This window comes from Furfurilactobacillus milii, assembly GCF_021654115.1.
Taxonomy (GTDB): domain Bacteria; phylum Bacillota; class Bacilli; order Lactobacillales; family Lactobacillaceae; genus Furfurilactobacillus; species Furfurilactobacillus milii.
On sequence record NZ_JAIWJF010000001.1, the window covers coordinates 337106 to 362942 of the forward strand.

Below are 25837 nucleotides of genomic sequence, written 5' to 3' on the forward strand. Positions count from 1 at the left end.
CTTTAAGTATTTAAATATTCAAAAGTCTAGCTTAGATAAGCACTAATTGAGCAATCTATTAAAAATTGCTTGAGTGGCCTGAAAAGATGACAAAAGATGATACTAATGGTTTGGTAATCGCTTACAAAAATCCCTATACAAACCCGCGTTGCAGTGCTAAAATTTATTACTGTAAAGAGTATGAAAATTAAATCACAAGGGGTGCATTACATAATGAACAAATTAGGTATGAAAGCAGCCACTGTTGCTGCAGCATTAACCATGGGCAGTTCATTAGTAGTATTACCATCAGGAACTGCTAAGGCTAGTTCAAATAATAACCAAGTTGTCATCAAACAATTGGATGGCAGTCCTCACAACAATGAATCATTTGGTGTTACGACCGTTGCTATGAAGGGTAAGAAGATCTTGGCTGCTAAGGTTGATGAATTCCAATTCATCAAGACTTCACAGTCAAAGGGCTTCACTAGTGTTCCAAACAGCGACAAAAAGTTTGGCCAAGAAGGTTACAAGAAGGGCGAAACTTTAATTTCCAAAGCTAATAACGACAAAGCATACTCCGCATTGATGAAGAATATCGCGCACTCAACTAAGGGCCGTGAAGAATCTTTGACTGCCATTGAGAACTACGTCAAGGGCAAGACCGCTAGTCAACTTTACGCTGCTGCTAAGAAGAACAAGGCAATGCAGAAGAAGGTTATCTCTGGTGCTACTTTAACCAGCACGAACGGTTACGTTAAGGCTATCGCTGATGCAGCTACCAAAGGTTATACCACTAAGGGATCCAAAGTTTCTGGTGACAATGTTGTGCTGAAGCAAACTAATGGTGCTCCACATGGTAATGAATCATTTGCTGTTACGACAGTTGCCATGAGCGGTGACAAAGTTGCTGCTTCAAGCATTGACGAATTCCAGTTCATTAACACAAAGCAAAACAAGGGCTACAAGGGTGTTCCAAACAGTTACGCCAAGTTTGGTAAAGAAGGTTACAAGAGTAACGAAATCTTGATTTCCAAGCAAGCTAACGACAAGAAGTACTCTGCTTTGATGAAGAAACTTGCTAAGTCCAAGCAAGGCCGGATGCAATCAATCAATGCTATCAACAAGTGGGTTGCTGGTAAGACTGCTGCTCAAATCACGACTCAAGCTAACAAGACTGTAAGCAAGAAGAGTAACCTTGTTTCAGGTGCTACGTTAGTTGACTCCAACAACTACTTGAAGTCAATTGCTACCACTGCAACTTCAAATCAATAATAATTGAATCAGATGAAAGCTTCCGTTTGCACAGAACGGAAGCTTTTTTGTATCTAAGCAATTTAGACGCGGAGACAAAAATGTGATAATCTAGAACAACTTAAACAACACTATATAAAGCTGTGGCATGAATATTTTTATGACACGGCTTTTTCTTAAAGACGAGAGGATATTAATGTTAACAGTAAATAACGTCAGCATGCAGTTCGGCACCCGAAAGCTGTATGAGGATATCAACCTTAAGTTCACCGCGGGCAATTGTTATGGTGTGATTGGGGCAAACGGTGCTGGGAAATCAACCTTCTTAAAGATTATTGAAGGTAAATTAAAGCCAACGACAGGGACTGTTTCGCTCGGACCAAACGAACGAATGTCCAGTTTGAACCAGAACCATTTTGCCTTCGAAGATGAAGAAGTCATGAACACGGTCATTCAGGGGCATGCTAAGTTATATGCAATTATGCAGGAAAAAGATGCCCTATATGCTAAGCCAGACTTCAGTGATGAGGATGGCATGCGCGCCGCTGAATTAGAAGGTGACTTTGCTGAAATGGACGGCTGGAATGCCGAAGCGGAAGCTAGTCAAATGTTGCAAGCACTTGGCATCGATGAGTCCATGCATCACATGAAAATGAGCGAATTGACCGAACCTCAAAAGGTGAAGGTGTTACTTGGTCAGGCCTTGTTCGGTAACCCTGATATTTTGCTGTTGGATGAACCGACAAACGGACTGGATGTTCAATCCATCGCTTGGTTGGAAAATTTCTTGGCTGACTACGATAACACCGTGATTGTGGTTTCACATGACCGGCATTTCTTGAACCAAGTTTGTACCCATATCTGTGATGTCGATTTTGGTAAGATCACGCTCTTTGTGGGGAACTATGATTTCTGGATGGAAAGTAGCGAATTGGCTGCTAAGCTGAAGTCTAGTGCCAACCAGAAAAAAGAGGAACAGATTAAGGAACTGCAAGATTTCATTGCCCGGTTTAGTGCCAACGCGTCGAAGTCTAAACAAGCGACTTCGCGCAAGAAACAGTTGGATAAGATTACGCTTGATGATATTAAACCGTCTACACGGAAATACCCATTTATTCAGTTCACACCAGAACGTGAACTCGGGAACGATTTACTACGTGTTGAGGATGTTTCGAAAACCATTGAAGGCGTAAAGATTCTCGATAACATTACGTTCACGCTGCGTCCTGGCGATAAAACGGTGTTGATTAGTCGCAATGAACTGGCTACCACAACCTTGATGCAAATTATTTCCGGGGAAATGAAACCTGATACGGGAACGGTCACTTGGGGACAAACGGTTAAGAAAACGTACTTGCCACGTGATATCAACAGCGAGTTCACGGATTCTGATTTGACAGTCATTGACTGGCTTCGGCAGTATGCGCCGAAGGGTGAGGATGACAACACGTTCTTACGTGGGTTCCTTGGTAAGATGTTATTCTCCGGCGAGGATGTTATGCGTCAGGTGAGCGTCATGTCCGGTGGTGAAAAGGTTCGCTCAATGTTGTCCAAGATGATGCTGAGTAAGGCAAACGTCTTATTAATGGATGACCCAACTAACCACTTGGACTTGGAATCAATCACAGCCTTGAACAACAGTCTGATTGATTTTAAGGGCTCTATTGTGTTTACGTCACATGACTATGAGTTCATTCAAACGATTGCTGATCACATTATTGAAGTGACCAGCAAAGGTTTAGTTGAACGATTCGACACGAAGTATGATGACTTCTTGGAACATGAAGTTGTTCAAAAGCAGGTTCATGATTTGTACGACTAACTATATTTCATCTACTGGGGTTATTATGCCACCTATGGTTATCAACATTGACACGTTCACCGTGGGACCGGTTCAAGCCCGAAATTCACGCTCTTTTACCTCGTCGTAAAGCCTCGTGAAGACCGCGAGTCTTTGCGACCGTCCGTAACCTAAATTCGGGAAACCACCGAATTAACGTTACCTGCACGGTTCGGTATCACTGTTGACGACCTTCGGCTGATATTTGCGTGCCATGTAAACTTAGTAATCGAAAAACGTCTATTTTTATCGCACCTCATTTATTGAGGTATGGATAAAATAGACGCTTTTTATTTGGATCAACCTTGTTTATTTTTAACCTGATTTCGGCAATTAGGCGGTGGCGTCGACATTCCAACGGACACCAAATTGATCTGTGACAATGCCGAAGAGGCCGCCCCAATCTTTTGGAGTGAAGTCAATAACACGCTGACCATTTTCGGATAGTCGGCTGTAGATGTCGGCTGCTTGTTTTGCGTCGTCGAAATGGAGGCCCATTGATACCGTTGCTCCTGGCTGGATGTCAGGTGCGCCGGGGATGACATCGAGTGCGGTGATGTGAAAATCTTCATCGATGGCTAATACGCCATGCACCACAAGGTTTGCTATTTTGTCGTCTGTAGTTGCAAACAGTTCGCCTGCGCAGTGAATGTCTAAGTGACCGCCAAAAACTGATTGATAGAATTTTAGGGCATCATTTGCCTGACCGTGAAAAGTGAGATAAGGTAAGAATTTCATTGTAAACGGACCTCCTGTTTTGGGGTGTTGATATTAAGTTCAGCTTACCATATTAACAAAATTAATTAATTCACAAACGTTTGACTATGATTAGGAACATCGTTTATGCTTACGACGTAAGTGATGTGCCGTTTCTTTTATTTGCATTAGTGAATTACAGAGCAAAGTTTGATCGACGGCACATCCAATTCCTAAATAGAATCAATTTTAGTCACTCATTTAGCAAACAAATAAGGAGCGTCAATTAAAATGGCCGAAAAATTTCGTTTTCAACCAAGTGATATCAACGCACTGCAAGACAGCTATGATGTTGTCATTATCGGTTCAGGTAGTACTGGGATGGTAGCTGCCATTCAGGCACATGAACTTGGCTTGAAGCCGGTTATCTTTGAAAAGATGCCAAAAATTGGTGGTAACACGATGCGAGCTTCATCTGGGATGAACGCCGCTGAAACCAACGTTCAGTTACACCATGGTGTTGTCGATAGTTACGAGGACTTTTACGCTGAAACCCTTAAGGGTGGCGGTGATTTAAACGATAAAGAATTGCTCGGCTATTTCAGTTCACATGCTGCTTTATCAATTGATTGGTTAGCTGATCATGGCATTCGTTTGGATGATATCACCATCACTGGTGGGATGAGCAAAATGCGGACTCACCGTCCAGCCAGCATGGCGCCAATTGGTGCGTTCTTGGTTACTGAGCTATCTAAAGTCGTTCAAAAGGACGAATTGCCACTGTTCACCGGTGTAACGGTTAACAGTTTGGTGAAAGATGCAGACGGTAAAGTTACGGGCGTTAATGCAACGTTGCCTGATGGCAGCCAAAAGATGGTTGGCGGTAAAGCCGTTGTCTTGGCAACCGGTGGTTTCGGCGCCAACAACGACATGATTGAAAAGTACCGTCCTGACTTAAAGGGCTACAAGACGACGAACCAACCTGGGGCAACTGGTGATGGTTTGAAGTTGGCAACAGACGTCGGTGCTGCTTTAGTTCAGATGGATCAAATTCAAGTACACCCAACTGTCCAGCAAGATAACCCACATGCATTCTTGATTGGTGAAGCCGTACGTGGCGAAGGTGCCATTTTGGTTAACGCGCAAGGCAAACGGTTCGTTAATGAATTAACGACGCGTAAGGTGGTTTCAAACGCTATTACAGCCCTACCAGAGCACAGCGCTTATCTGATTCTGGATCAAGGTATTCGTTCACGTGTTAAGGCCATTGAGTTCTACGACAGTATTGGTTTGGTTGTAACAGGTTCAAGTCTGTCAGAATTAGCTGGCAAACTGAATATGGATGTTGATGCGTTGTCATCAACTGTTTCCACGTGGAACACTGCTGTGGCTGATCACGATGATAAAGAATTCGGTCGCTCAACTGGGATGGATCGTGATATCTCCGCCGGACCATTCTTCGCTATTCATATTGCACCCGCAATCCACTACACAATGGGTGGCATCAAGGCTAACCATAAGACGCAAGTATTGGATGAAAGCGGTCAGATCATCCTAGGTTTATTTGCTGGCGGTGAGGTTGTCGGCGGACTGCACGGTAACAACCGGATCGGTGGAAACTCAATCGCTGAAACGGTAATCTTTGGTCGTCAGGCTGGAGAACAAGTTTACGATTACATCAAAGGCTAAATAGTGTGTTAATAATACTGAAAAAAGTGGTTCGAGAGTTATTTTCTCGAACCACTTTTTGGTCTGGTATAAAATTTGCTTGTTTGAACTACTGAACGTTGATGCTGGTGAAACGAAAGCAACAGTATGTCAGCTAATGCCAAAAAAGGTGAAATCAGCATGATTAACGTGTCAACCACAAAGTCTACCCCCAAATTGCTGAAGTAGTCTGTAAACATGAAACTAAACGGCACAGCAGGCGTTATGATCTGATGCGAAGGCATATTAACGTCACGTGAGTGAGACTGTCGTGAAATGTGAAGAACGTGAAATAAATTTGGGAAGAATTGGTGAGCAAACGGAAAACTCAGGTAGGCGAGGACGAGATAGCCATCAAGTGGGGTGAAAGACAAACGTGCGCCAATTCCGGGCTGCAATGAAAACATTAATAACAAAAACAACATTGGCGGTAGGCCAATTAAATAACCCCGAATAATCTGTTTCAAAAAAATCCCCCCAAATCCGGATGAACGAATTGACGCATCATGTTTTGGAGGGATTATACAATATTATTTTTGTTGTCGTCGAGTGAATAAGCTTCGAGAAATCATCTAATTAATGTAAGCTAATTGCCCATCTTGTAGTTAGTGTGTTTATCTAATTTGAACTTGGTCTTTAGGCCGTCTGTAACGTAGATTTTTTTATCGTTGGTAATGAAGATAGCTTGGATTTTGGGTTTCTTATTCATGTAGGCTAACCCATCTTTTAGTCCCTTATCAAACGCAGCGTTGGATAAGGCGTCGCCGTCAATCGACTTTTTAGAGACAATCGTGACACTGGCGAGATTGTTTTCATATGGGTAGCCGGTTTTGGCATCGAATAGGTAAATGTATTTATGACCGTGGGACATGAGGTACTGCTCATAGGTACCAGCAGTCACAATTGACATGTCAGATTCTTTAATGGTTCCAACAGCGTCGCCCCGAGGCTTGACCGGATTCTGAATGCCGACTTGCCAAGGCTTGTTATGCCCCTCCGGCGAATTACCCATCACAATGATATTCCCGCCTAAGTTGATAATACCAGAGGTAACGCCGTTTTTCTTGAAGACCTTTTTGACTTGGTCCGCAATATAACCTTTTGCAATTCCACCAAAGTCGAGGCGCATGCCTTTTTTGGTGAGATAAACAGTACGGTTCTTATCATTCAGTTGAACGTCGTGGTAATCAACAAGCGGCAGCGCCGCATCAATTTCTGACTGTTCTGGCACCCGTGCACCAGGCAAACCGATTTTCCATAAATTGGTAACAGCACCAATTGCCATGTCAAAACTACCCTCAGAATTTTCTGAAACGTCCAGGGCCTTTTGAACCATTGGGTAAAAGTCAGCAGGCACTTTAACGGGTTTGATGCCGGCATTGGCGTTGATTTTATCAAGTTGCGATCCACCGCGTGTCAACGTTGATTCATCGTCCATGTGATGAATTTCCTTAAAGCCCTTATCAATGACTGACTTCTTACCTTTGTCGTAAATTGACAGGGTGCAGACGGTGCCCATCACCATTTCAGTTTTCTCATAAGGATTTTTTACCATTGTGTGCTTTTGAGGTTTCTTTGCACAGCCACTCAATACTGCCAATAAGGCAATGGTCATGCTACCCCAAATCAGCGCTTTTTTCATAATTGCCAAACTCTCCTTAAATGCCACAATTTATAGTTAAAGCTAAACTTTGATGGCACGCTCATATGTCTTGTGAGAACTGTTACATTTTACCGCAAAAAGTGGGTGATGTGGTGTCAATTTTGAAAACGATTACAAACGGCGGTAAAATTAGACAAGATAAGTCTAAGTAGATTGTTAACCTGCAACCAATGGAGGAACAAACATGAAAAATCATGGCAAATTGAACGCAACACTTTTAACTCCTGCATACTGGGAAAAGTATCATCTGTCGGACGGCGTTGATTTCGCTAATCAGTTTCAAGCGATCGACGCACAAGATTTGGGCGAAAATGATCGTAAACAAGCGTTGGACGAGTTGCTAAAGAAGATGGCAGCCAAAGGGTATAACAATCCAGCTAACTCAATGTATGTTCTGTATTCAGCTATTTTGGTTCAACGAAACTGATAATCGGTTTTGTGGGCTAGTGGTGGAGGCCGCTTTCACCTTCGGTTGTCAACATTGATACGCTCGCCGTGGGACCGGTTCAAGCCGGAAGTACACCGTCTTTCACCTCGTCGCCAAGCCTCGTGAGAACCTCGAGTCTTTGCGACCGTCCGTAACCTAAATTCGGAAAACCGCCGAATTAACGTTACTTTCACGGCTCGGTATCAATGTTGACGCCCTTCAGCTACACAGTGATGAAACCATCCGCTAACACCAACTTCATTTGATCTAAAAGTGGTCTGTAAGTATTTTTATTATTTGTCCATAGAATAGAAAATTGATAATAGTTTATTTCCTGCTACATGAGTGGAGCTGGCCTGAAACATAGTTCCGTGTCGGCACCACTTGGCGGTATGAATCTGGCCGCTTAGTGGTGCGGGACGACTTATGGGACGTGATTTTCGGCCCATAATCGAGGGTGAAAACCGCGTTTTGGGCGGGTTGAACCCGGTCCTCATGGAACGGCGTTTCGGGCTAGCGTAACGGCCCTGTCTTGACATGAATTATTTGGAGCTAAATTAATTACCAGAAACTGTAATACAAGAAAATAGGTGTCTTCGCTACTGCACATTTACGCAATGGAGCAGTGAAGTCACCTATTTTTACACACAATTTAGTTAAATCAATCTGTAGTCGGCAACGTTAACCGCTTTTCCAACCAGTTTTGACCGACAGTCAGGAATGAGCAACATGCCCAATAAATGAGTGCGACCAATAGATAGACGGTCATGTAGTCAAACTGCTTACCACCCTGGATTTTAGCGCGCATGAACATTTCGGAAACGGTGACCATCGCGGCCAGCGATGTTCCCTTGAACATATCTAGCAAGATATTGCCCAGTGCGGGGATGGCAATCCGGAACGCTTGCGGCAAGATGACGTAATGGACGGCTTTACCATACGACATGCCAAGCGAATAACTAGCAGCCCATTGCCCATCTTCGGCACCCATAAAGGCAGAACGGAAGACTTCAGAAACAAACGCAGCTGCATTCAAAATGAACGCGATGTCCGCAGCCACAAAGGCGTCCAGCTGAATACCTGTGTACGGTAGCCCAAAATAGAGAATGAACAGCAGAACCAACGAGGGTACACCACGCATAAACGAAATGTACGTCCGCGTCAGCCAATGAAGCCAATGACGTTTGCTCATTTGACCAAGGGTGAGGAAAAAACCAAGCATCAATGCGCCGACAAAGCTGACGATGGTTAGCTCCACAGTGAGCGGTAAGCCGCCAAGAATGTAAGGCAGCGCATGCCACGCAAAGTGGGCATTGAAAAAGTTAGGAATAGTCAGCCAATTTAGTAATGAATTCATGAGCGTCCTTTATTTGATTTTGAAGTAAGTTGTCTTAACGTTAGGCTTTTTGGAGACGTCCTGACCGCCATAAAATTCCTTCGATAGTTTGGTGATGGTACCGTCTGCTTTTAGCTTCTTGATTTCTTTATCGACTTCCGCAGTCAACTTCGTGTTGCTCTTCTTCATGATGATACCTGTACCGTTTTTATCATTTTGAGTGGTGAAGTAGAGGTTCTTTGGAATGGTTAGAGGTAAGTTAGGCAATGCCTTGAGCGCCATGGATTGCAGGTAGTAATCGTTCAGGATGACATCAGTTCGACCGTTAACAACATCGCGAAGGTAAACATCGTTTGACACGTTGTCGTAGTTAACTTGCTTAGCACCGAGCTGACTGGCCAAACGTTGATAGCCGGTACCAGCCTCACCGGCCGCCTTTTTACCCTTTAAGTCTGCAAAACTGTGAATCCCAGATTGATCTGATTTGCGAACGACCATGCTGTCGAAACTGAATTTGTAAGGAGTGGAAAGGGCAAATTGCTTTTCACACTGTTTGCTGATACTGAAGTCGTTGGCGGCCATTTGAGCAGTCCCGTTGTTAACAGCTGTCAGCATCCCATCGACGTCCATTTCTTTGAAGGTGACTTTCTTATGGAGCCCCTTAGCAACGGCCTTAACGACTGCGATGTCGTAGCCAGTTAGAGCACTCTTTTTATTAGCGTGAAACGAAGTCGGATACAACGTACCAGATGTTGCGACGACCAAAGTTTTTTGATCAGCAACCTTTTGGTTAGTTGACTTGGCCGTCTTCCCACAACCAGCTAGCGTGAAGACTAAAATCAGTGCCATGGCTGATGCCAAAGCCGTTAAACGAATCGATTTCTTGGAATGAAACACAACAATCGCCCCTTTAATTAGATTATCTTAAGCATAAATGTTTATGTGAAAAATGTAAACGCAATCATTGAATAAAATATCGTTGTTATGCGGCGATATTTTTGAAAACATGAATATAAATTTCACAAACTATTCAAGCGAAGGCTCAAGTTAGGGGCTACTATCGCTAATATGCTATAGTTTAAACTAGGCAAATAGCAATACAGCTATGTTTTAAAGGTATTCACAGGAGGATTGAGTCGTGACGAAAGTTTATAACGTTGGCGTCGAAGCAACATTGGATGTAATCGGTGGTAAATGGAAACCGGTTATTCTCTGCGATTTGCATGAAGGACCAATGCGGACTAGTGAACTGCGTCGGGCTATTCCAAACGTGACTCAGAAGGTTTTAACGGAACAGTTACGTGATTTGGAACATGACGGCATCGTGACACGAAAAGTGTTTAATGAAGTACCGCCACGAGTAGTCTATGGGTTAACTGAACATGGTCAGAATTTAAGTGGCCTACTGGAACAGATCTGTCAGTGGGGCGAAGAAGACGTTCGCCGTCGGGCAGCCAATGGTGAAAGTGTGGTCATTCGTCATCTCGGTGAGACTGCGCCGAGCCGAGATGAACTGCTTGGTTAATTTTCGTTTGCAAGGTACTTATTGGTAACCTAGGCACCTGTAAGTACCGTCTTGTTTTACTAAACGAACGCGCTAGTATTGATTGTGAAAGCAATTTGAGGAGGAATTTCAATATGGATGAATTAACATTAAACAATGGACAAAAGATTCCCCAGTTAGGGTTGGGTGTTTTCCTTGTGCAGGACGCAAATGACTTAAAGCGCTCTGTTGCTGATGCTTTAAAGGATGGCTACCGTCATTTTGATACGGCGGCTATTTATCATAATGAAGCTTGGGTTGGTGAAGCCTTAGCTGAAAGCGATGTTAAGCGTGAAGACCTGTTCATTACTTCAAAAGTTTGGGACAGCAACACGACTTATGATGAAACAATGGCTGCCTTTAAGGAGTCATTGAAGAAGTTGCAAACGGATTACCTGGACTTGTACCTCATTCACTGGCCAAGTGAAGGGTATACGGAAAAGTGGCGTGCCATGGAAGACTTGTACAATGACGGTCAAATCAAGTCAATTGGTGTATCGAACTTTGAAAAGCCACATCTTGATAAGTTATTGGCTTCCGCAAAGGTTAAGCCTGCTGTTGATCAGATTGAAACGCACCCATACTTCCAACAAAAAGAGTTGCACGATTACTTAACAAGTTTGAACATTGCCCACGAAGCTTGGGGACCATTGGGTCAGGGAAAGAGTGGCGTAATGGAAGATGCAACATTGAAGCAGATTGCTGATGCACACAAGAAGAGTGTGGCGCAAGTTATCTTACGTTGGCACTTGCAACGCAACATCATCGTCATTCCAAAATCCATTCATGCTGAACGGATTGCTCAAAACATTGATGTGTTTGATTTCAAACTCAGCGATGACGAAATGAATGCCATTGCTGGTATCGACAAGAATCGTCGTGGGTCGGAAGATCCTAACGACGAGGAATGGTTGAAGAAATCGTTGTCGATGAACTAAATGCATTTAGACGCAAATTAAAACGGACTGTAAATCTCAGGAATTTCCTGGATTTACAGTCCGTTTTTCGTAGTCAGTTGATTAGGCGACTTCGCGCTCGACTGAAATTGGTAACGCTTAGTCTATATATCGAAAACAGGCTCACAACTGCCTAGTACTATTGCGTTCAACGACTTTAATTGGCAAAAACTTGGACTGGATTGGCTCATTGTCGCCAGTCAACAGTGCCGCACAACCAGCGCGGCCGATTTGGAAAAAGTCCTGCGTGACGCTAGTGATAGTCGGTCTGAAAATACGGGTCAGTTTGGTTCCATCAATACTCATGACAGAGAGTTGCGCAGGGACTTCTAAGCCGTAATCGCGGGCCTGGTCGATGACACCGATTGCGGTGAGGTCACTGTTAGCGATAATTGCGGTGACTGCTGGTTGTTTGCCAAAATGCTGCATGGCCGCTTCACCATCTTCAAATGTAAAGTAACCAGGGACTAACCAGTCTTCGTCGATCGATAGACTATGCTTCGCCATTGCTTCACGATATCCGTTCATGCGCTGTGCACCAACAAATGATTGCTCGTCCATACCAACCAAACCAATTTTGCGGTGACCATGCTCGATGAGGTATTTGGTTGCTTCATACCCGATAGCATGATCGTCAGAGGCAATAAACGGACCGAGGTTTTCTTTGGCCGCGGTTGAGAGAAAAATGTGTGGAATACCACTCGTTTTCAGGCTATTGAGCGATTCATCGCCAAGTTCCAAGGCGACAATTAAAACGCCCATGACGTCTCGTTCAATGACTGTCTTAATGGCTTTGTCCTGTAATGTGGGGTTATTTTCACCAGCATACAAGATCATGACACTATTGCCATGTTTAGTTGCCACATCGTGAATACCGGCGATGATCTCATCGGCAAAATTTGATTTAGTGGCGGAAATCACAACTGCCAGTACGTCACTTTGATGGCTCGCTAAGTCAGCGGCGTAGGCATTTCGCTGGTAACCTAAGTCGGCAGCAACTTTGCGAACGTGATCAGCCGTTTTTGAAGCAAAAAAATTTTCTTTGTTTGATAGCACACGCGAAACGGTCGAGACAGAAACGTTCGCCGCCTGCGCGACATCCTTAATGGTTACTCGCATAAGCACTCCAATAAAAATTTACTGTCTCAAGTTTACCATTCGTAATTATACAAGTATACGCAAACGTTTGTGTTATTGTTTTAACAATGTTGCAAACGTTTGTGTAATGTGATAATGTACTTTTTGAAAGCGCTTACGGCAATACGTAACGCGAAGTCAACAAGACCCAGGTACATATTTATAGGAGGCTTGATTATGCAAGCAACGGATTCAGACACTAAAGTAAAAGCGTCGACGGAAGTTGATGTTAATAAGGGGCTACCAAAATTAAAGTTATCGGCAATCTTTGCGATGACCTTTGGATTCTTTGGTATCAACATGGCCTTTTCACTTCAATCATCACAAATGGGCCGGATTTTCCAGACCATTGGAGCAGATCCAACTAAACTTGGCTTCTTCTTCATTTTGCCACCATTGGCAGGGATGGTTGTTCAGCCGTTAATCGGGAAATATTCAGACAAAACATGGAATCGGTTTGGTCGGCGGATGCCTTACTTAATGATTGGTGCCCCGATTGCCGCTTTGGTTATGATTCTGTTGCCAAACGCTGGTTCATTCGGTTTCGGATATGGTTCACTATTAGCGCTATTATTCGGTGCCTTTACCATTTTATTCATGGACCTATCTTCAAACGTATGCATGCAACCATTCAAGATGATTATCGGTGATATGGTTAACGAAGACCAAAAGGACATGGCATGGTCTTGGCAGCAATCATTTTCAAACCTCGGTGGTGTGTTTGCCACGATTGCACCGTATGTATTGACACTATTTGGTGTCACTAACATTGCGCCAAAGGGACAGGTGCCAAATTCAGTTAAGTTGGCTTTCTACATTGGTGCCGGAATTCTGTTGCTAACTTCGCTTTACACAATTTTGTCAGTTAAAGAATATAATCCAACAGAATATGACTTATACCACGATATTGATCCAAACGAAAAGAAGCCCGATGTTAGCCTGTGGCACTTGGTTAAAGTTGCCCCAAAGGCTTTCTGGGAAGTTTCATTTGTTCAACTTTTTGCCTGGTTTGCTTTCCAGTATTTGTGGACATACAGTACTGGCGCAATTGCCGATAATGTTTGGCACACAACCAACCCAGCATCCGCAGGTTATCAAGCAGCTGGTAACTGGTACGGGATTTTAACATGTATCCAGTCTGTTGCCGCTGTGCTGTGGGGCATGTTGTTGCTGTCACGCACTAAGGCCACACAACGTAAGTTATGGTACAGAATTGGTTTAGTTATGGGTGGTGTTGGCTTCATCATGGTATTCTTCACGCACTCACAAATGGGCTTGATCTTCCCGTTCTGTTTGATTGGGATTAGTTACTTAACCATGCAAACACAGGCGTTCTCACTGTTTACAGAATCTTTGGACGGCACAAATGAAGGCGCTTACTTAGGGTTATTCAACTGTGGGATCTGTCTGCCACAGATCATTGCATCAGTAGCCAGCTTCGTAATCTTCCCACTCATCGGTCAGTCAATGCCTGGCATGATCGTCGTCGGTGGTATTTCCTTGATTCTTGGTGCGTTTGCGGTCAGTGCAATTCACCCAGCACTTTCAGAAACAAAATAGACAGTTTGGAAAAATGAATTAAATTAGCTAAGAGAAAGATGAGGAGGTTCATCATGCAACATCAATGGTGGCAAGGTTCAGTTGTATATCAAATATACCCAATGAGTTTTCAGGACAGCAATAACGACGGTGTCGGCGATTTACCCGGGATTACGTCACGGCTCGATTACATTAAACAGCTTGGCGTCGATGTGATCTGGTTGAACCCAATTTATAAATCACCTAACAAGGATAATGGTTATGATATCGCAGATTACAAAGCTATTAATCCCTTATATGGCGATATGAACGACTTCAATACGCTGCTTAAACAGGTTCATGAGCACGGGATGAAATTGATGATGGACCTGGTTGTTAATCACACATCTGATCAGCACGCTTGGTTCAAGCAGAGTCGTCAGTCTAAAGACAATCCATATGCCGATTACTATATTTGGCGCGATCCAGTTGACGGTCATGAACCGAATAACTGGCAGGCGGCATTTGGTGGTCCAGCTTGGACTTACGTGCCAGAACGCGGCCAATACTACTTACATTTGTTTGCGCCAGCACAGCCTGATTTGAATTGGGAAAATCCCGATGTTCGTCAAGCCGTCTTTGATATCGAACGGTTCTGGTTGGATAAAGGCGTCGATGGTTTCCGAATGGATGTCATCAACTTGATTTCCAAACAACCTGGTTTGCCGGATGTACCTGGTGAAGCGACCGCTGGCACAACGATGGACTTTGTCGCTGATGGACCACGATTAAATGAATTTTTGCACCAGATGAATGAAGAAGTGTTGTCGCATTATGATGTGATGACAGTGGGCGAAATGCCTGGTTCAACACCAGAGGATGCAATCAAATATACAGGTTTGAAGAGCGAAGAACTGAACATGGTCTTTCAGTTTGAACACGTTGGTTTGAGTGCTAACCCTGATGTTCGGTTGGGTAAATGGAATGATCAGCCGGTCAAACTGACAGAGTTGAAAGATTCCCTCAACCGTTGGGAACAGGAGCTAGATGGCAAAGGTTGGAACAGTTTGTACTGGAACAACCATGATCAGCCGCGCGCCGTTTCCCGGTTTGCTAATGACGATCCGGCTGTTCGTGTACGGGCTGCTAAGATGCTGGGCACGGCATTACACATGCTGCAGGGAACCCCATACGTTTATGAGGGTGAAGAGCTGGGGATGACCAACGCTCACTTTACGTCATTATCACAGTATCGAGATCTGGAATCATTGAACGGTTACAAGGAAATGGTTGAAGAAAAGCACCTCGTGTCCTCGAGTCAAATGATGAAGGACTTAGCTAACATTTCCCGTGATAATGCGCGGACACCAATGCAGTGGAGTACTGCGGCAAACGCTGGCTTTTCTGAACACACGCCGTGGTCTGAGATGAATACCAATTATCCTGAAATCAATGTAGCGGTTGAAGAAAATGACCAAGATTCAGTCCTTAAGTACTATCAGAAGCTAATCGACCTTCGTCATGGTAGTGACCTGATTAAGTTTGGTGATTTTGAGGCGTTAGACGCCGATGACGATCAGGTTTATGCTTACAAACGTCATTACAATGGGCATACTTTGCTAGTTATGTGTAACTTCACTAACGACACCGTTACACGCGATTATCATCAGGGCGAGGCGACCGAAGAACTTATTGGTAACTACGCCGATGATCAGGGTGTCACGTTGCGCCCATATGAGAGTAAGGTTTATGAGTTTGACGAAAAATAATTAGATCAGTTGAAAGTGCGTTGCCAGATGGCGCGCACTTTTTTGTTTTCACGTGGAACATTTTTAAGTTTAGAATTTTCTAATTACAATCAGAAAATTTGTCTTAATGACCAGCGAGTTGCTATTCTGGAACTAACAATTATGGTGGTCAATTTACAAGCATGCAAAGTCAAACTTCAGGTTGATATATATTGACCGAAGTCTATAAAGGAGGACCAAACATGTTTAAAAAAACACAACTTTTCGGTGTCATTGCAGCATTTGGACTACTGATTGGGCCTGCGATGAGTGTCAGGGCAGCCGGTGATGTTGGTTCTGCAACAACACAAGTGACGGCAGGTTTTATCGCCGGTGAAGGCCAACTAAGCCAGTTGATCCTGGCAACCCAGGTGGTGGCCCGATTGAAAACCCATCTAACCCAGGGACTGGTGCCACGGGTCCACTGCGACTGAACTATGTATCAAAGCTAATTTCGTTTGGTACCCAGCCAATTCAGTCGGCAACGACGAAACGTGTGGGTACCACTGGTTCTGATGTGATTGGCACATACCAGTCGGCACAAGTTTCTGATGAGCGTGGGACTAACGCTGGTTGGGCATTAAAGGTTTCTGGTACACCACTGATGTCTGGCACTGACACACTGGAAGGTGCAACTTTGAAATTACCAGCCGGTGATGTTGTAACTGAGTCAGGTATCGACAATGGCGCAGTTGCGAGCGAGGTTAGCAATGCGTTAGGGGCTGGTGGAACACTCTTATCCGCTCCAGCGACAAAGGGTGGTGGATTGACTGTTGACCGCTGGACACCAGCACAAACGGAGCTAACCATTATCGGCGGAACAGCCGAGGCTAAGGACTACACCACAAACTTAACGTGGACGCTACAAGATTCACCAGCAAGTTAACAAGCATTTCTGACCTCATAATTGAAGTCGCCGGTCAGCTGCGAAGTTGAGCGACGATTTTTTTAAGAGTAATGCCGAAGCTCGGAAAGGCCAAATTTCAATAGATAACTAAAAACGACGACGGAGGAACCGCAATGAAACGACTACGAGGATTACTGATTATCCTTTCCGGCCTAGCCGCAATGTTTATTACAACGGGTTTAGTGAAGGCCGCCAAGGATGATTCGACCGTTAATTTTAATGTTCAAGCACAAATTCCGGAAAATCAGATTGATAAAAAACAAAGTTATTTTGATTTGAAGATGGATCTAGGCCAAACGCAAACTGTTTCGACAATCGTGCAAAACACGTCTGACAAGGCGATGAAAATCAAGAATGAAATTCATACTGCACACACTAACGAAAATGGGCAGATTGAGTATGTAACTGAGGCGAAGAAGCAGGATTCCACGTTGAAAGTGCCACTGAAAAAGATTACTCAACTCCATGAGGCAAAGGTAATTACTGTTCCGGCAAACAGCACCAAGAAGGTGTCAGCGACGATTCGCGTGCCTGACAACGCAAAAACAGGGGTCATCCTTGGGGCTTGGTACTTTGAACGTGTTGATGCAGAGAAAAAAGATAAAAAAACTGGTGTGACTGTTAATAACAAATACTCATACGCGGTTGCAATGAAATTAACGGTGAATCATGAAGTTTCTGCAGCAATGAAACTAAATGATGTGAAACCTGGCCTGCGTAACTACAAAAAAGGCATTTTTGCGAATCTGCAAAACACAGCTGCAGTCATTATTCCTGACCTGACCGTTCAAGGGAAGGTTTATCAGCAGGGTTCAAACAAGGTCGTAAAACAGGCAAAAATCCAACAGATGATCATGGCACCAAACTCTAATTTTGATTTTCCAATTTTGTTTGGTGGCGAAGAATTGAAGCCGGGTAAATACACGTTAAAAATAACGGCCAAGAATGCTAATGACACATGGCATTTCAAACGTAACTTTACGATTCGTGCCAGCGATGCAAACAAAATTAACGATAAGTCTCTTGATAAGGCCAAAACGCGCCATCCTGGCTTGTATATGCTAGAAGGCGCCGGCGTAGTAATTGTTTTAGGTGCTGTTATTGGTGGCGCGACATGGTGGTTCAGACGTCGGCGTTAGCCCTTTGAACAACCGAGGAGGTGCAAGATGCGTAACTGGCAGCGAACACTGAACCGAATTTTAATGATCGGCGTGCTAACGTTGGGACCGGTGATGGCGATTGGCAGTGGCGTAGTTGTGCATGCTGAGGAGTTAAATCAACCCACTATTAGTTTGGCAAACACAGAATCGTCAAGCCAAACACAATCAAGCTCGAATGATTCAGGTGAATCGAAACCTGCTGACCATTCACTGCCAATGGACACTAGCGAAATAGTTGATAGTGATGACGCACAATCAAAGATAGTAGATGCATCTGAACAGGAAACAGCAGCGGATCAGGATACCACTGAAAATCAACAGGCCGAAGCTGAGGTGCGTTTAAAGGATGACGGCATTAGCACACAGTTAGTTACACGTTTGGACACGGCAACATTGGTTCAAAACGGTCAGACGGTTCGGGGAAACAATGATTTGCTCGGTGCGCTTGGTGGCTTAACGGTTAGTTTAAACGATGTTGTCAAAGCCACGGTATCCATTTTAACGGGTGATTGGACGACTGATATTGGAACGCCAATGAAAACCGGTGACAAAATAACTGTTATCAACCGAGCGCTTGGTTTGATTCCACTCTACACGGAAAATCAAACGGTGGTTGATCCGGGCATGTCAATTACTCAAGTTAATGCAGGTGGTTTGCCAGGCAGTGTGACCTATGACAAACGAACGGGCACAATGCCAGCTGTTTTTGGGCAGTCACTACAGTTAAGTGCTAACACTGCGTTTAATTACACAACGTCTGATCAAGTCAATACCGTGTCATTTATGATCGATGGTCAGCAAGTCGCCGGGGATGCGTTTACCACTGCTGATACGGTGATTTCAGGAAAGACGCTGATTGTGAACACTGCTAAAATAGCCGCCCGTAACTGGACGGCGATTAAAACCGCCCTTAATGGTCTTTCAGGTGGAAGCACGCATACACTACAGGTTGTTGCTTATCATAATGGTCGGCCTGTGAATCCATGGACAAGCACCAATACGATTAATCTGTACGTTAATCCGGACAAGCCTGGAATTAACGACGTTTGGTCGGGTCAGCGGCGTTTATCTGGGACGGCTTTACCGGCTGGGTCGACGGTTAAGGTCACGGACACCAACAATAATGTGTTGGGAACGGGCGCTGTTGCTGATGGCGGCACGTATACGGTCGGTCTTAATCGGGCCGTTTCCGTTGGCGAAACGCTTACTGTAACTGTGACTAGTCAAGGGATGAATGAGACGGCGACAACGGTTGTCAAACAAAATCAGACGGTTCAGGTGACCAATGCACCAAAGTTTGTTTGGAATCAACAGGCGTCGTCATCCGATACAAATGATGGCTGGCAATTAACAGCTTCAGGAGCGGGTTTCCCAAGTGCTAGCAATGCCACAGAACTCGTGATTGATGGCAACAACTTAGGCGCAGATAATCCAATCACACGGGGTGCTACAGCAAGTGCGGGTTCAACAACGGGTGTGAATCCTGCTACGAAGGTGACGACGCTTAACGGTCTTGATCCTAAGCAAACGCACAAAATGATGCTGGCGATTCCAGGAATGAATGATGCAGTAACGGACACTGTGTCAATCGTGATTGCTGTGCCAACGCCCCATTCTGTTATTGCAGGCGATGGCGCTACAACGCTGACCGGTAAGTTAGCCCAGCCAGGCAGTCATGTAACAGTGAAAGATAATAGCGGGACCACCTTGGGAACTGGCACTGTGACAAACGGCGGTACGTATCAAGTAACGTTGAATCGGGCTGCCGTTGGCGGTGAAACGTTAACAATCAGTGCAACAAACGGATCTGGTGGTGCCAGCGTACCAGAAACACTTAAGGTGCCGCAGATGGAACAACTCAGTATTCAATCGGTGTCACCTTTAAACTTTTCTCCTGCAACAATCAAAACAGGAACAACATTGACGCCGCCGCGGGCACATGACTTTGCTGTCAGTATTGTGAACTCGCTGAATGGCGGTGCAGGAGCTAATTGGACGCTGTCTGCGACACTCGCCAATAACGAGTTGGTGAGCACGACCAACCCTACTCATAAGTTGGCTCAACCACTAATTTTTACCGATGCAAACGGAGTCAAAACACCGTTGTCGACTAGCTCGTTACCAATCTTCACCAATAATTCGGCTAATGCGACGGTATACCCTACTAGTCAGTTCAAACGAACGGGGATGACGGATACGGCAACCCAACAAACGGTTAATCGTGGGATGGGTCTGAGCGTCAAAAGCGATGCTGTGTTCGCGGAAAGTTATCAAGGCACACTGAATCTCAATTTGACGACGGGTCCGACCAAATAATCAGACCTCAGCGCTTAATATCTAAAAAATTAAAGTGGTATAGTGATTCTATTAGAATTTTAAGGGAGTCACGAAATGAAGCGTCAGCCACTTAAGCAATGGCAGAAAAACATGTACGCACTGTGGATCGGTAATTTTGTTACTGGTGCTGGTGCCAGCATGAGTCTGCCATTTTTACCGTTATTTATCAGTGAAATGGGTCATTATCCTAAATGGGAATTAACGTTATACGCAGGCCTTGCCTTTTCAGTCACGTTCTTGAGCCAAGCGATTGTTTCACCCTTGTGGGGGCGGTTGGCTGATAGAACAGGGCGTAAACCGATGCTATTGCGGGCAGCGATTGGGATGACCATTACGGCCACGTTGACAGGATTCTCACCAAATGTCTGGGTCTTAATCAGCCTTCGTTTGATTCAAGGTGCATTTTCTGGTTACATCAACAATGCTTATGCACTATAATTGCCAGTGAGGTGCCGATGGAAAAAAGTGGCCAAACGATGGGCACGTTAACGACTGGCGCGGTCGGCGGTCAGTTAGTTGGTCCTGTTATCGGTGGTTACATTGCTGGAATCTTTGGTTACAGAATTCCGTTTTATATGTTTGGTGGGCTGATGTTGATTGCATCGCTAGTCACTTACTTCTTTGTTAAGGAAGACTTTAAACCCGCTACCGGAGCAGCCGCTAAAGAGCACAAGAGTGCGTTTGCGGGTATCAAACATGTGCGCATTGTGTGGGCAATGATTATTTCATCCATGTTGATTCAGGCGGCGACGACATCGATCAACCCAATCATTAGTCTGTTTGTTAAAGAGTTGATGCATGGTCGTGGGAATGTTGCCTTAACCAGTGGAGTGATCGCCGCTCTGCCAGGAATTGCAACGTTGATTGCGGCGCCACGATTAGGCGCGCTGGGCGATCATATTGGACCGCAACGTGTCCTGATTGCCGGACTGGTTTTCTGTGGTCTCGTTTTCTTCCCGATGTTTTTTGTCACCACCGTTGTCATGCTGGGTATTTTACGATTCTTGGTCGGCATTTCGGATGCGGCGCTATTGCCGGTGACCCAAACAGTGATGACATTGAACACACCTGATGACGCAGTGAGTCGTATTTTCAGTTACAATCAGTCGTCGCAGGCAATCGGCTCCGTTGTTGGTCCAATGTTGGCCTCAGGGGTGGCTGGGGTGCTTGATTACCGGTACGTTTTCCTGATGACGACACTGTTAGTTATCATTAATTTGGTTGTTGTCATGTGGGCTTATCGCACGGATCACGGTTCAACCACAACTAGCGAGCAGGCATAGTTAACAAAACAATCGGTCCATTCCCTAAAACGGAGGATGGACCGATTGTTATTTTCAACCGAACTTTTTCGAAATGTGCGTTAGATATCACCTACGGTTGGCAACAGTGAGCATTAAACGTTATGCAGACAGCTATCGCTAAATAGCAGCAACAGGTATGTAAAATTTAATCTTTGACTAAAGGAGTGGAGCTAATTGGAGACAGAGTTCCGTGTCGACAACACTTGGCGGCGGGGATTTGGCCGCTTAGTGTTGTGGGATGACATATGAGACGTGGGCTTTCGGCTCATATGCAAGGGTGAAAACTGCGACCTTTGCAGGTTGAACCCGGTCCCAGAGAACGGCGTCTCCTGTCAGCGCAACGGACGTGGTTGTTAAAAGATAAGTTTTTCTAAAGGCATTTTAGTCGTCAGTCAGTGAAATAGCCCAATGTTTCAATTCGAGCATTATATACATGTTATAAAAACTAACATACACCTATACCAATGAATACAATTGGCTTTACAGACAGTCATTCCACACCTATACTGCTTCGTAATAAGAGAGAAAGATGTGATGTGAATGAATGCTGCAAATTCTGCTTTTATGGTGCTGTCGACGATTCTAGTATTGTTCATGACGCCAGGGTTAGCGTTTTTTTATGGTGGGTTAGTGTCCAAACGGAATGTAGTCAGCACGATGCTGTCCGTATTTGTTATTTGTGGAATCGCCATTTTACTGTTCATCGCTGTAGGATACGAACTCGCCTTTAATGGTGATATCGGTGGCGTGATTGGTAAAGTCGATCATTTCTTTCTTGGCGGTGTGTCATTAACGAAGCTAACCGCGACGAAAATTCCTGAATCCTTATATTTTTTGTTTGAAATGATGTTCGCCATTATTACACCTGCATTATTCGTGGGCGCCGTTGTTGGCCGAATTCGTTTTAACTTCTTACTCGTGTTCATTGTGTTTTGGAGCTTGCTTATTTACTATCCGATGGTTCACATGGTGTGGAGCGCAAACGGATGGTTAGCCCGGATGGGCGTGCTGGACTTTGCTGGTGGAACAGTGGTTCATATTAATGCTGGTGTCACTGCATACGTTTTATCTGCGTTTCTTGGTCGGCGGCTACATCCACATCAGGATCAACCTTATAATTTACCGTGGGTTTTGTGTGGTACGGCCATTTTGTGGATTGGCTGGTACGGCTTTAATGCGGGTAGTGCACTAGCAATTAACCAACTGGCAGTGACGGCAATGCTGACCACAACAGTCGCAACGGCAACTTCAATGGTGGTATGGCTAATACTAGAAATGACGATTCGAAAACAGGTTTCTCTGGCAGGTATTTGTACGGGCACACTGTGCGGGCTAGTTGGCATCACGCCCGCAGCCGGTTATGTCACTGTCGGTGGGGCGTTTTGGATTGGTTTATTGGCAACGTTGGCCAGCTATGGCTTCGTTCATGTGCTGAAGGCCAGAATTGGTATCGACGACGCTCTAGATGCGTTTGGTTGTCATGGTGTTGCTGGGATTACCGGTTCGATTCTGACCGGCGTGTTTGCCACCTGCACCGTTAATCGCACAATTGCCGAAAATGGCCTACTTTATGGCGGCGGATGGCACTTGTTAGGTATTCAAACATTGGCCACCGGCATCACGATTATTTTAGTGGCCATTGCGAGCGCTGCGATTGTTTTAGTGTTGCGGCGGTTCGTCGCCATGAGGGTCTCAGCTACAGATGAGCGAGTTGGCCTGGACGAAAGTGAACATGGCGAGCATGCGGAAAACACTGATGAGTACAGTACGGAAATTGGTCAGCACCACAAAGAATTTGCGGGTCAACTCGCACATTTCAATCGGCATCAATCATGACTCATGATGTTGTTGATTAAATTGATCAAATTCTTCTTCAACACGACGCTCTGGTACGAACCAAATCATCATGGCAATAAAGGTGCTGAGAATGACGGCTGGTGGAAACCAGATGCCAATAAACAAGCCGACAAGTTTGGTGCCAAAATCAGCCACTATCTTAATGGGCCGGTTGATGGCATAACGTAATTTTTTGTTTTCCGGATCGGCTTTAATCAATGCCAAATCGACTGAAAAATAACCAATTGATAATAATAGGAAGACGAATCCATAGAATAGTTCCGCTGTTGAAGAAAAGAAATGTTCGTCAACAAATTTGGTCGCGTACGGGAAGAAAGATGCGCTGAACAACATGAGTCCGTTTGCCCACAGAACCCTACCGTCAATTTTATGGACTAGTTGAAAGATGTGGTGCTGGTTATTCCACATAATCATTAAGCCGACGAAAGAAATAAAGTAGGCTAGGTAGCTTTGCTTTAAGTCCCAAATGGCTGACCACGTAGCGCGAGCCGGTTGTTTAAGTTCTAAAACGAGAATGGTCATAGCAATTGCCAAGACCGCGTCAGTGAATGCGGTTAAACGTTCTTTACTCATGTGAAAAGCCTCCGAAAGTAATCAATTATGTTTTCAGTGTAAGCTAAAACACGACAAGGTGTCTGTTAATGGGACATATGGGTAGTATGACAAACAAAAAACACGTCAACAGACGTGTCTTTGAAGGTTATTTCAATTTTTCATTAGGATTGTTGTTTCCATTTGCTGGCGTCTACTTGAACCAAGAATTCAAAGTCGGGATTGAGCTGGATCGAAACAATACGTTGATCGTCAACAGTGGTTGCACGGGTGAAGAAATCGTGACGTGCTTTACCATCACCCAAGTCATAAGTGATATTGGTGCGACTTAAGTCTGTCAGTACTTCTGGAATAATGTCATCGATAGTGACGTCATCATCCATGTCATTTGTTAACCAAGTTAATTCGTCGAAGTTAAACACGACGCTGGTGGTTCGCAGATGGTGCATACGGGTTAATACCGCAAAGAACAAACTGAGTTCATTCTTTGACAGACCATCAAAGTTTACGGAATCAATGGAAAATGTGCTATTAGTCATGACAGTGATCCCCTTCCACAATAAATATTTTTATAGCAGTACGATAACGTGAAAGACGGATTTCTGCAATTAATCTGTTCCTGGTTTTGTTACATAGCTTAAAAACTAATGAAAATGTTAATATGTCCCATTGCGTCTGCTAGGGCGCTGTTTGTAGAGAACGTTTGGACGCCAGAATAAAATTAACAGGTTAATACTTGCCTTATAGTTACTCGAACCTGTTATACTTAATACTGTTGTTAGGAACCTAAGCATCAAAGCGTTAGTATTGATGGGTTTTATCAAGGCTGCGTTTGAAAAGGAGTGTGGCACATTTGAGTAAGAATTGTGTTATTGATATTGATAGTCCGAAAATGGACTGGGTCGTGGATCAATTATTCACGAAACCAGAGGAAACGGACGCGAACAGCCCACACAGCTTCAACGTTTGGGTAGGCCAGGAACACTAGCCGACCACGAAATACCTTGCCATAATTAAATAATTATTTTAGAAGATCACGGATTTCATAAACCGTGATCTTTTTTATTCAGATAGTGCCGTTTTTTCAAGGTAGTTTATTTCCTAAATTGTTTCAGGTAACGACTTGCAAAAAGCTTATGAAACATAACGCCCAGGGTAGGATTAGCCTCATCAATATCCTCATACATAGCCGTTGTGATTTTAGTCATCAATGAAGATAACTGATCCAGCTCGGTATCGGATAGTGCTTTTACAAAAGGATGGACTTCCTGTGAAGGGGGGAATCATAACGGAGGATTACGGGCATGTGACGGGAAATGAAAAGATGCATCAAGCATCATTCTCCGGCGTTCAATCGCTGAATTTATAGTCGACACCTAACATGGTTTTATACAGGGTGGTTTTTGCTTGTCCGATTCACTTGCTTCCGCAGAAAGCATATTATTTTGACAATGCTTGAATAGCAACTGTCGCTTTCCAAGTTTCAGATGGCTTCAAAAATCTGTGTCTGCGTGAATGCAACGCTCGTATTGGAAGCAAAGAATACCAAGGAGGTGTATTCAAAGCGGGTAAGGTTTATTTTTAATCATTTTGCAGTACCTGGCGTTGGCTCAACGTTATTTTCATTCCCAGAAAGAATAGTGCAGCTATGACTTCGTCAATCTTTTTTTGTTTTCGTTTATCAAGAGTCAGTAAAAGTAATTTTTTGATAAAAAGATTCCCGTCTTTATACTTCGAAAATTGAAACATCAGACAGTGCTTTTCTCATACTGACAATTGCTCACAGTAAATGATTTGTGATACTTTATAATTCCAAGATTTCTGTTATTACTTATGCCAAAATTCTTGATTGTTAGCGATTTCTCACTTCTAGTAAT

The 25837-nt window shown here is 44.3% G+C and carries 22 protein-coding genes and 2 pseudogenes; 15 read left to right on the top strand and 9 right to left on the bottom strand.

All coding sequences use genetic code 11. From position 1 onward, the window contains the following. The first annotated feature begins 213 nt into the window (after positions 1 to 213). Together LDK34_RS01405 and LDK34_RS01410 are read left to right on the top strand one after the other, a co-directional pair. Positions 214 to 1254: a hypothetical protein gene (locus LDK34_RS01405; RefSeq protein WP_236941277.1), complete on the top strand. Its 1041-nt coding sequence runs from the start codon at positions 214 to 216 to the stop codon at positions 1252 to 1254. Positions 1255 to 1429: 175 nt separating this feature from the next. After that, a complete protein-coding gene (locus tag LDK34_RS01410; RefSeq protein ID WP_236941278.1) occupies positions 1430 to 3055 on the top strand; it encodes an ABC-F family ATP-binding cassette domain-containing protein in 1626 nt (541 codons plus the stop codon). Between the two features lie 351 nt (positions 3056 to 3406). Here the strand turns inward: LDK34_RS01410 and LDK34_RS01415 are convergent, their stop codons facing one another. Continuing rightward, the gene (locus tag LDK34_RS01415) at positions 3407 to 3811 is read right to left on the bottom strand and encodes a VOC family protein (protein WP_236941279.1); all 405 of its coding nucleotides are present in this window, start codon (positions 3809 to 3811) and stop codon (positions 3407 to 3409) included. 249 nt (positions 3812 to 4060) lie between these two features. On the opposite strand from LDK34_RS01415, the gene LDK34_RS01420 reads away from it, so the two are divergent. Continuing rightward, a complete protein-coding gene (locus LDK34_RS01420) occupies positions 4061 to 5458 on the top strand; it encodes a flavocytochrome c (protein ID WP_236941280.1) in 1398 nt (465 codons plus the stop codon). Positions 5459 to 5496: 38 nt separating this feature from the next. Here LDK34_RS01420 and LDK34_RS01425 read toward each other — a convergent pair whose 3' ends face one another. Both LDK34_RS01425 and LDK34_RS01430 read right to left on the bottom strand, forming a co-directional pair. Further along, positions 5497 to 5943 (bottom strand): hypothetical protein, encoded by a 447-nt coding sequence (locus LDK34_RS01425; protein WP_236941281.1) that lies wholly within the window; start codon positions 5941 to 5943, stop codon positions 5497 to 5499. 119 nt (positions 5944 to 6062) lie between these two features. Continuing rightward, positions 6063 to 7118 (bottom strand): FAD:protein FMN transferase, encoded by a 1056-nt coding sequence (locus LDK34_RS01430; RefSeq protein ID WP_236941282.1) that lies wholly within the window; start codon positions 7116 to 7118, stop codon positions 6063 to 6065. Positions 7119 to 7323: 205 nt separating this feature from the next. Between LDK34_RS01430 and LDK34_RS01435 the strand changes: the two genes are divergently transcribed. Beyond that, complete coding sequence (locus LDK34_RS01435) at positions 7324 to 7566, top strand: hypothetical protein (RefSeq protein ID WP_017261288.1); 243 nt, start codon at positions 7324 to 7326, stop codon at positions 7564 to 7566. A gap of 661 nt (positions 7567 to 8227) precedes the next feature. Here the strand turns inward: LDK34_RS01435 and LDK34_RS01440 are convergent. Both LDK34_RS01440 and LDK34_RS01445 read right to left on the bottom strand, forming a co-directional pair. Beyond that, a complete protein-coding gene (locus LDK34_RS01440; protein WP_236941283.1) occupies positions 8228 to 8923 on the bottom strand; it encodes an amino acid ABC transporter permease in 696 nt (231 codons plus the stop codon). 9 nt (positions 8924 to 8932) lie between these two features. Further along, the gene (locus LDK34_RS01445; protein WP_236941440.1) at positions 8933 to 9751 is read right to left on the bottom strand and encodes a transporter substrate-binding domain-containing protein; all 819 of its coding nucleotides are present in this window, start codon (positions 9749 to 9751) and stop codon (positions 8933 to 8935) included. 289 nt (positions 9752 to 10040) lie between these two features. Between LDK34_RS01445 and LDK34_RS01450 the strand changes: the two genes are divergently transcribed. Beyond that, positions 10041 to 10427 (top strand): winged helix-turn-helix transcriptional regulator, encoded by a 387-nt coding sequence (locus LDK34_RS01450; protein ID WP_236941284.1) that lies wholly within the window; start codon positions 10041 to 10043, stop codon positions 10425 to 10427. A 113-nt stretch (positions 10428 to 10540) separates the two neighbouring features. After that, on the top strand, positions 10541 to 11383 hold the full coding sequence (locus tag LDK34_RS01455; protein WP_236941285.1) for an aldo/keto reductase: 843 nt from the start codon (positions 10541 to 10543) through the stop codon (positions 11381 to 11383). A gap of 141 nt (positions 11384 to 11524) precedes the next feature. Here the strand turns inward: LDK34_RS01455 and LDK34_RS01460 are convergent, their stop codons facing one another. Beyond that, on the bottom strand, positions 11525 to 12520 hold the full coding sequence (locus tag LDK34_RS01460) for a LacI family DNA-binding transcriptional regulator (RefSeq protein WP_236941286.1): 996 nt from the start codon (positions 12518 to 12520) through the stop codon (positions 11525 to 11527). Between the two features lie 195 nt (positions 12521 to 12715). On the opposite strand from LDK34_RS01460, the gene LDK34_RS01465 reads away from it, so the two are divergent. From LDK34_RS01465 to LDK34_RS01500, 8 genes and pseudogenes are all read left to right on the top strand, one after another. Beyond that, complete coding sequence (locus LDK34_RS01465) at positions 12716 to 14098, top strand: SLC45 family MFS transporter (protein WP_236941287.1); 1383 nt, start codon at positions 12716 to 12718, stop codon at positions 14096 to 14098. 53 nt (positions 14099 to 14151) lie between these two features. Beyond that, positions 14152 to 15825: a glycoside hydrolase family 13 protein gene (locus LDK34_RS01470; protein ID WP_236941288.1), complete on the top strand. Its 1674-nt coding sequence runs from the start codon at positions 14152 to 14154 to the stop codon at positions 15823 to 15825. 221 nt (positions 15826 to 16046) lie between these two features. Beyond that, complete coding sequence (locus tag LDK34_RS01475; RefSeq protein ID WP_236941289.1) at positions 16047 to 16277, top strand: hypothetical protein; 231 nt, start codon at positions 16047 to 16049, stop codon at positions 16275 to 16277. Beyond that, positions 16226 to 16729: a WxL domain-containing protein gene (locus tag LDK34_RS01480; protein ID WP_236941441.1), complete on the top strand. Its 504-nt coding sequence runs from the start codon at positions 16226 to 16228 to the stop codon at positions 16727 to 16729. The genes LDK34_RS01475 and LDK34_RS01480 overlap by 52 nt, the downstream gene beginning before the upstream one ends. Positions 16730 to 16863: 134 nt before the next feature. Next, positions 16864 to 17889 (top strand): WxLIP family cell surface protein, encoded by a 1026-nt coding sequence (locus LDK34_RS01485; protein WP_236941290.1) that lies wholly within the window; start codon positions 16864 to 16866, stop codon positions 17887 to 17889. A 27-nt stretch (positions 17890 to 17916) separates the two neighbouring features. Further along, positions 17917 to 20226, top strand: a complete 2310-nt coding sequence (locus tag LDK34_RS01490; RefSeq protein ID WP_236941291.1) for an Ig-like domain-containing protein — start codon at positions 17917 to 17919, stop codon at positions 20224 to 20226. A 75-nt stretch (positions 20227 to 20301) separates the two neighbouring features. Next, positions 20302 to 21530: pseudogene (locus tag LDK34_RS01495) on the top strand (multidrug efflux MFS transporter). Positions 21531 to 22091: 561 nt separating this feature from the next. After that, on the top strand, positions 22092 to 23387 hold the full coding sequence (locus LDK34_RS01500) for an ammonium transporter (protein WP_236941292.1): 1296 nt from the start codon (positions 22092 to 22094) through the stop codon (positions 23385 to 23387). Here LDK34_RS01500 and LDK34_RS01505 read toward each other — a convergent pair. Together LDK34_RS01505 and LDK34_RS01510 are read right to left on the bottom strand one after the other, a co-directional pair. Further along, positions 23382 to 23981 (bottom strand): TMEM175 family protein, encoded by a 600-nt coding sequence (locus LDK34_RS01505; RefSeq protein ID WP_236941293.1) that lies wholly within the window; start codon positions 23979 to 23981, stop codon positions 23382 to 23384. The two genes, LDK34_RS01500 and LDK34_RS01505, sit on opposite strands and share 6 nt — an antisense overlap. A 143-nt stretch (positions 23982 to 24124) precedes the next feature. Then, positions 24125 to 24499 (bottom strand): RepB family plasmid replication initiator protein, encoded by a 375-nt coding sequence (locus tag LDK34_RS01510; RefSeq protein WP_236941294.1) that lies wholly within the window; start codon positions 24497 to 24499, stop codon positions 24125 to 24127. 314 nt (positions 24500 to 24813) lie between these two features. On the opposite strand from LDK34_RS01510, the gene LDK34_RS12590 reads away from it, so the two are divergent. Further along, positions 24814 to 24948, top strand: coding sequence for a hypothetical protein (locus LDK34_RS12590; protein ID WP_017261273.1), 135 nt, complete (start codon positions 24814 to 24816; stop codon positions 24946 to 24948). 106 nt (positions 24949 to 25054) lie between these two features. On the opposite strand, the pseudogene LDK34_RS01515 reads toward LDK34_RS12590, so the two are convergent. Then, positions 25055 to 25234, bottom strand: a pseudogene (locus LDK34_RS01515) (MarR family transcriptional regulator); the annotation flags it as partial. Positions 25235 to 25837: the final 603 nt, after the last annotated feature.

Bases quoted from the DNA above. Each gene is read 5' to 3' on its own strand.
- LDK34_RS01405 (WP_236941277.1), top strand. From the start codon at position 214: ATGAACAAATTAGGTATGAAAGCAGCCACTGTTGCTGCAGCATTAACC.
- LDK34_RS01410 (WP_236941278.1), top strand. From the start codon at position 1,430: ATGTTAACAGTAAATAACGTCAGCATGCAGTTCGGCACCCGAAAGCTG.
- LDK34_RS01415 (WP_236941279.1), bottom strand. From the start codon at position 3,811: ATGAAATTCTTACCTTATCTCACTTTTCACGGTCAGGCAAATGATGCC.
- LDK34_RS01420 (WP_236941280.1), top strand. From the start codon at position 4,061: ATGGCCGAAAAATTTCGTTTTCAACCAAGTGATATCAACGCACTGCAA.
- LDK34_RS01430 (WP_236941282.1), bottom strand. From the start codon at position 7,118: ATGAAAAAAGCGCTGATTTGGGGTAGCATGACCATTGCCTTATTGGCA.
- LDK34_RS01435 (WP_017261288.1), top strand. From the start codon at position 7,324: ATGAAAAATCATGGCAAATTGAACGCAACACTTTTAACTCCTGCATAC.
- LDK34_RS01440 (WP_236941283.1), bottom strand. From the start codon at position 8,923: ATGAATTCATTACTAAATTGGCTGACTATTCCTAACTTTTTCAATGCC.
- LDK34_RS01445 (WP_236941440.1), bottom strand. From the start codon at position 9,751: ATGGCACTGATTTTAGTCTTCACGCTAGCTGGTTGTGGGAAGACGGCC.
- LDK34_RS01455 (WP_236941285.1), top strand. From the start codon at position 10,541: ATGGATGAATTAACATTAAACAATGGACAAAAGATTCCCCAGTTAGGG.
- LDK34_RS01460 (WP_236941286.1), bottom strand. From the start codon at position 12,520: ATGCGAGTAACCATTAAGGATGTCGCGCAGGCGGCGAACGTTTCTGTC.
- LDK34_RS01465 (WP_236941287.1), top strand. From the start codon at position 12,716: ATGCAAGCAACGGATTCAGACACTAAAGTAAAAGCGTCGACGGAAGTT.
- LDK34_RS01470 (WP_236941288.1), top strand. From the start codon at position 14,152: ATGCAACATCAATGGTGGCAAGGTTCAGTTGTATATCAAATATACCCA.
- LDK34_RS01475 (WP_236941289.1), top strand. From the start codon at position 16,047: ATGTTTAAAAAAACACAACTTTTCGGTGTCATTGCAGCATTTGGACTA.
- LDK34_RS01485 (WP_236941290.1), top strand. From the start codon at position 16,864: ATGAAACGACTACGAGGATTACTGATTATCCTTTCCGGCCTAGCCGCA.
- LDK34_RS01490 (WP_236941291.1), top strand. From the start codon at position 17,917: ATGCGTAACTGGCAGCGAACACTGAACCGAATTTTAATGATCGGCGTG.
- LDK34_RS01500 (WP_236941292.1), top strand. From the start codon at position 22,092: ATGAATGCTGCAAATTCTGCTTTTATGGTGCTGTCGACGATTCTAGTA.
- LDK34_RS01505 (WP_236941293.1), bottom strand. From the start codon at position 23,981: ATGAGTAAAGAACGTTTAACCGCATTCACTGACGCGGTCTTGGCAATT.
- LDK34_RS01510 (WP_236941294.1), bottom strand. From the start codon at position 24,499: ATGACTAATAGCACATTTTCCATTGATTCCGTAAACTTTGATGGTCTG.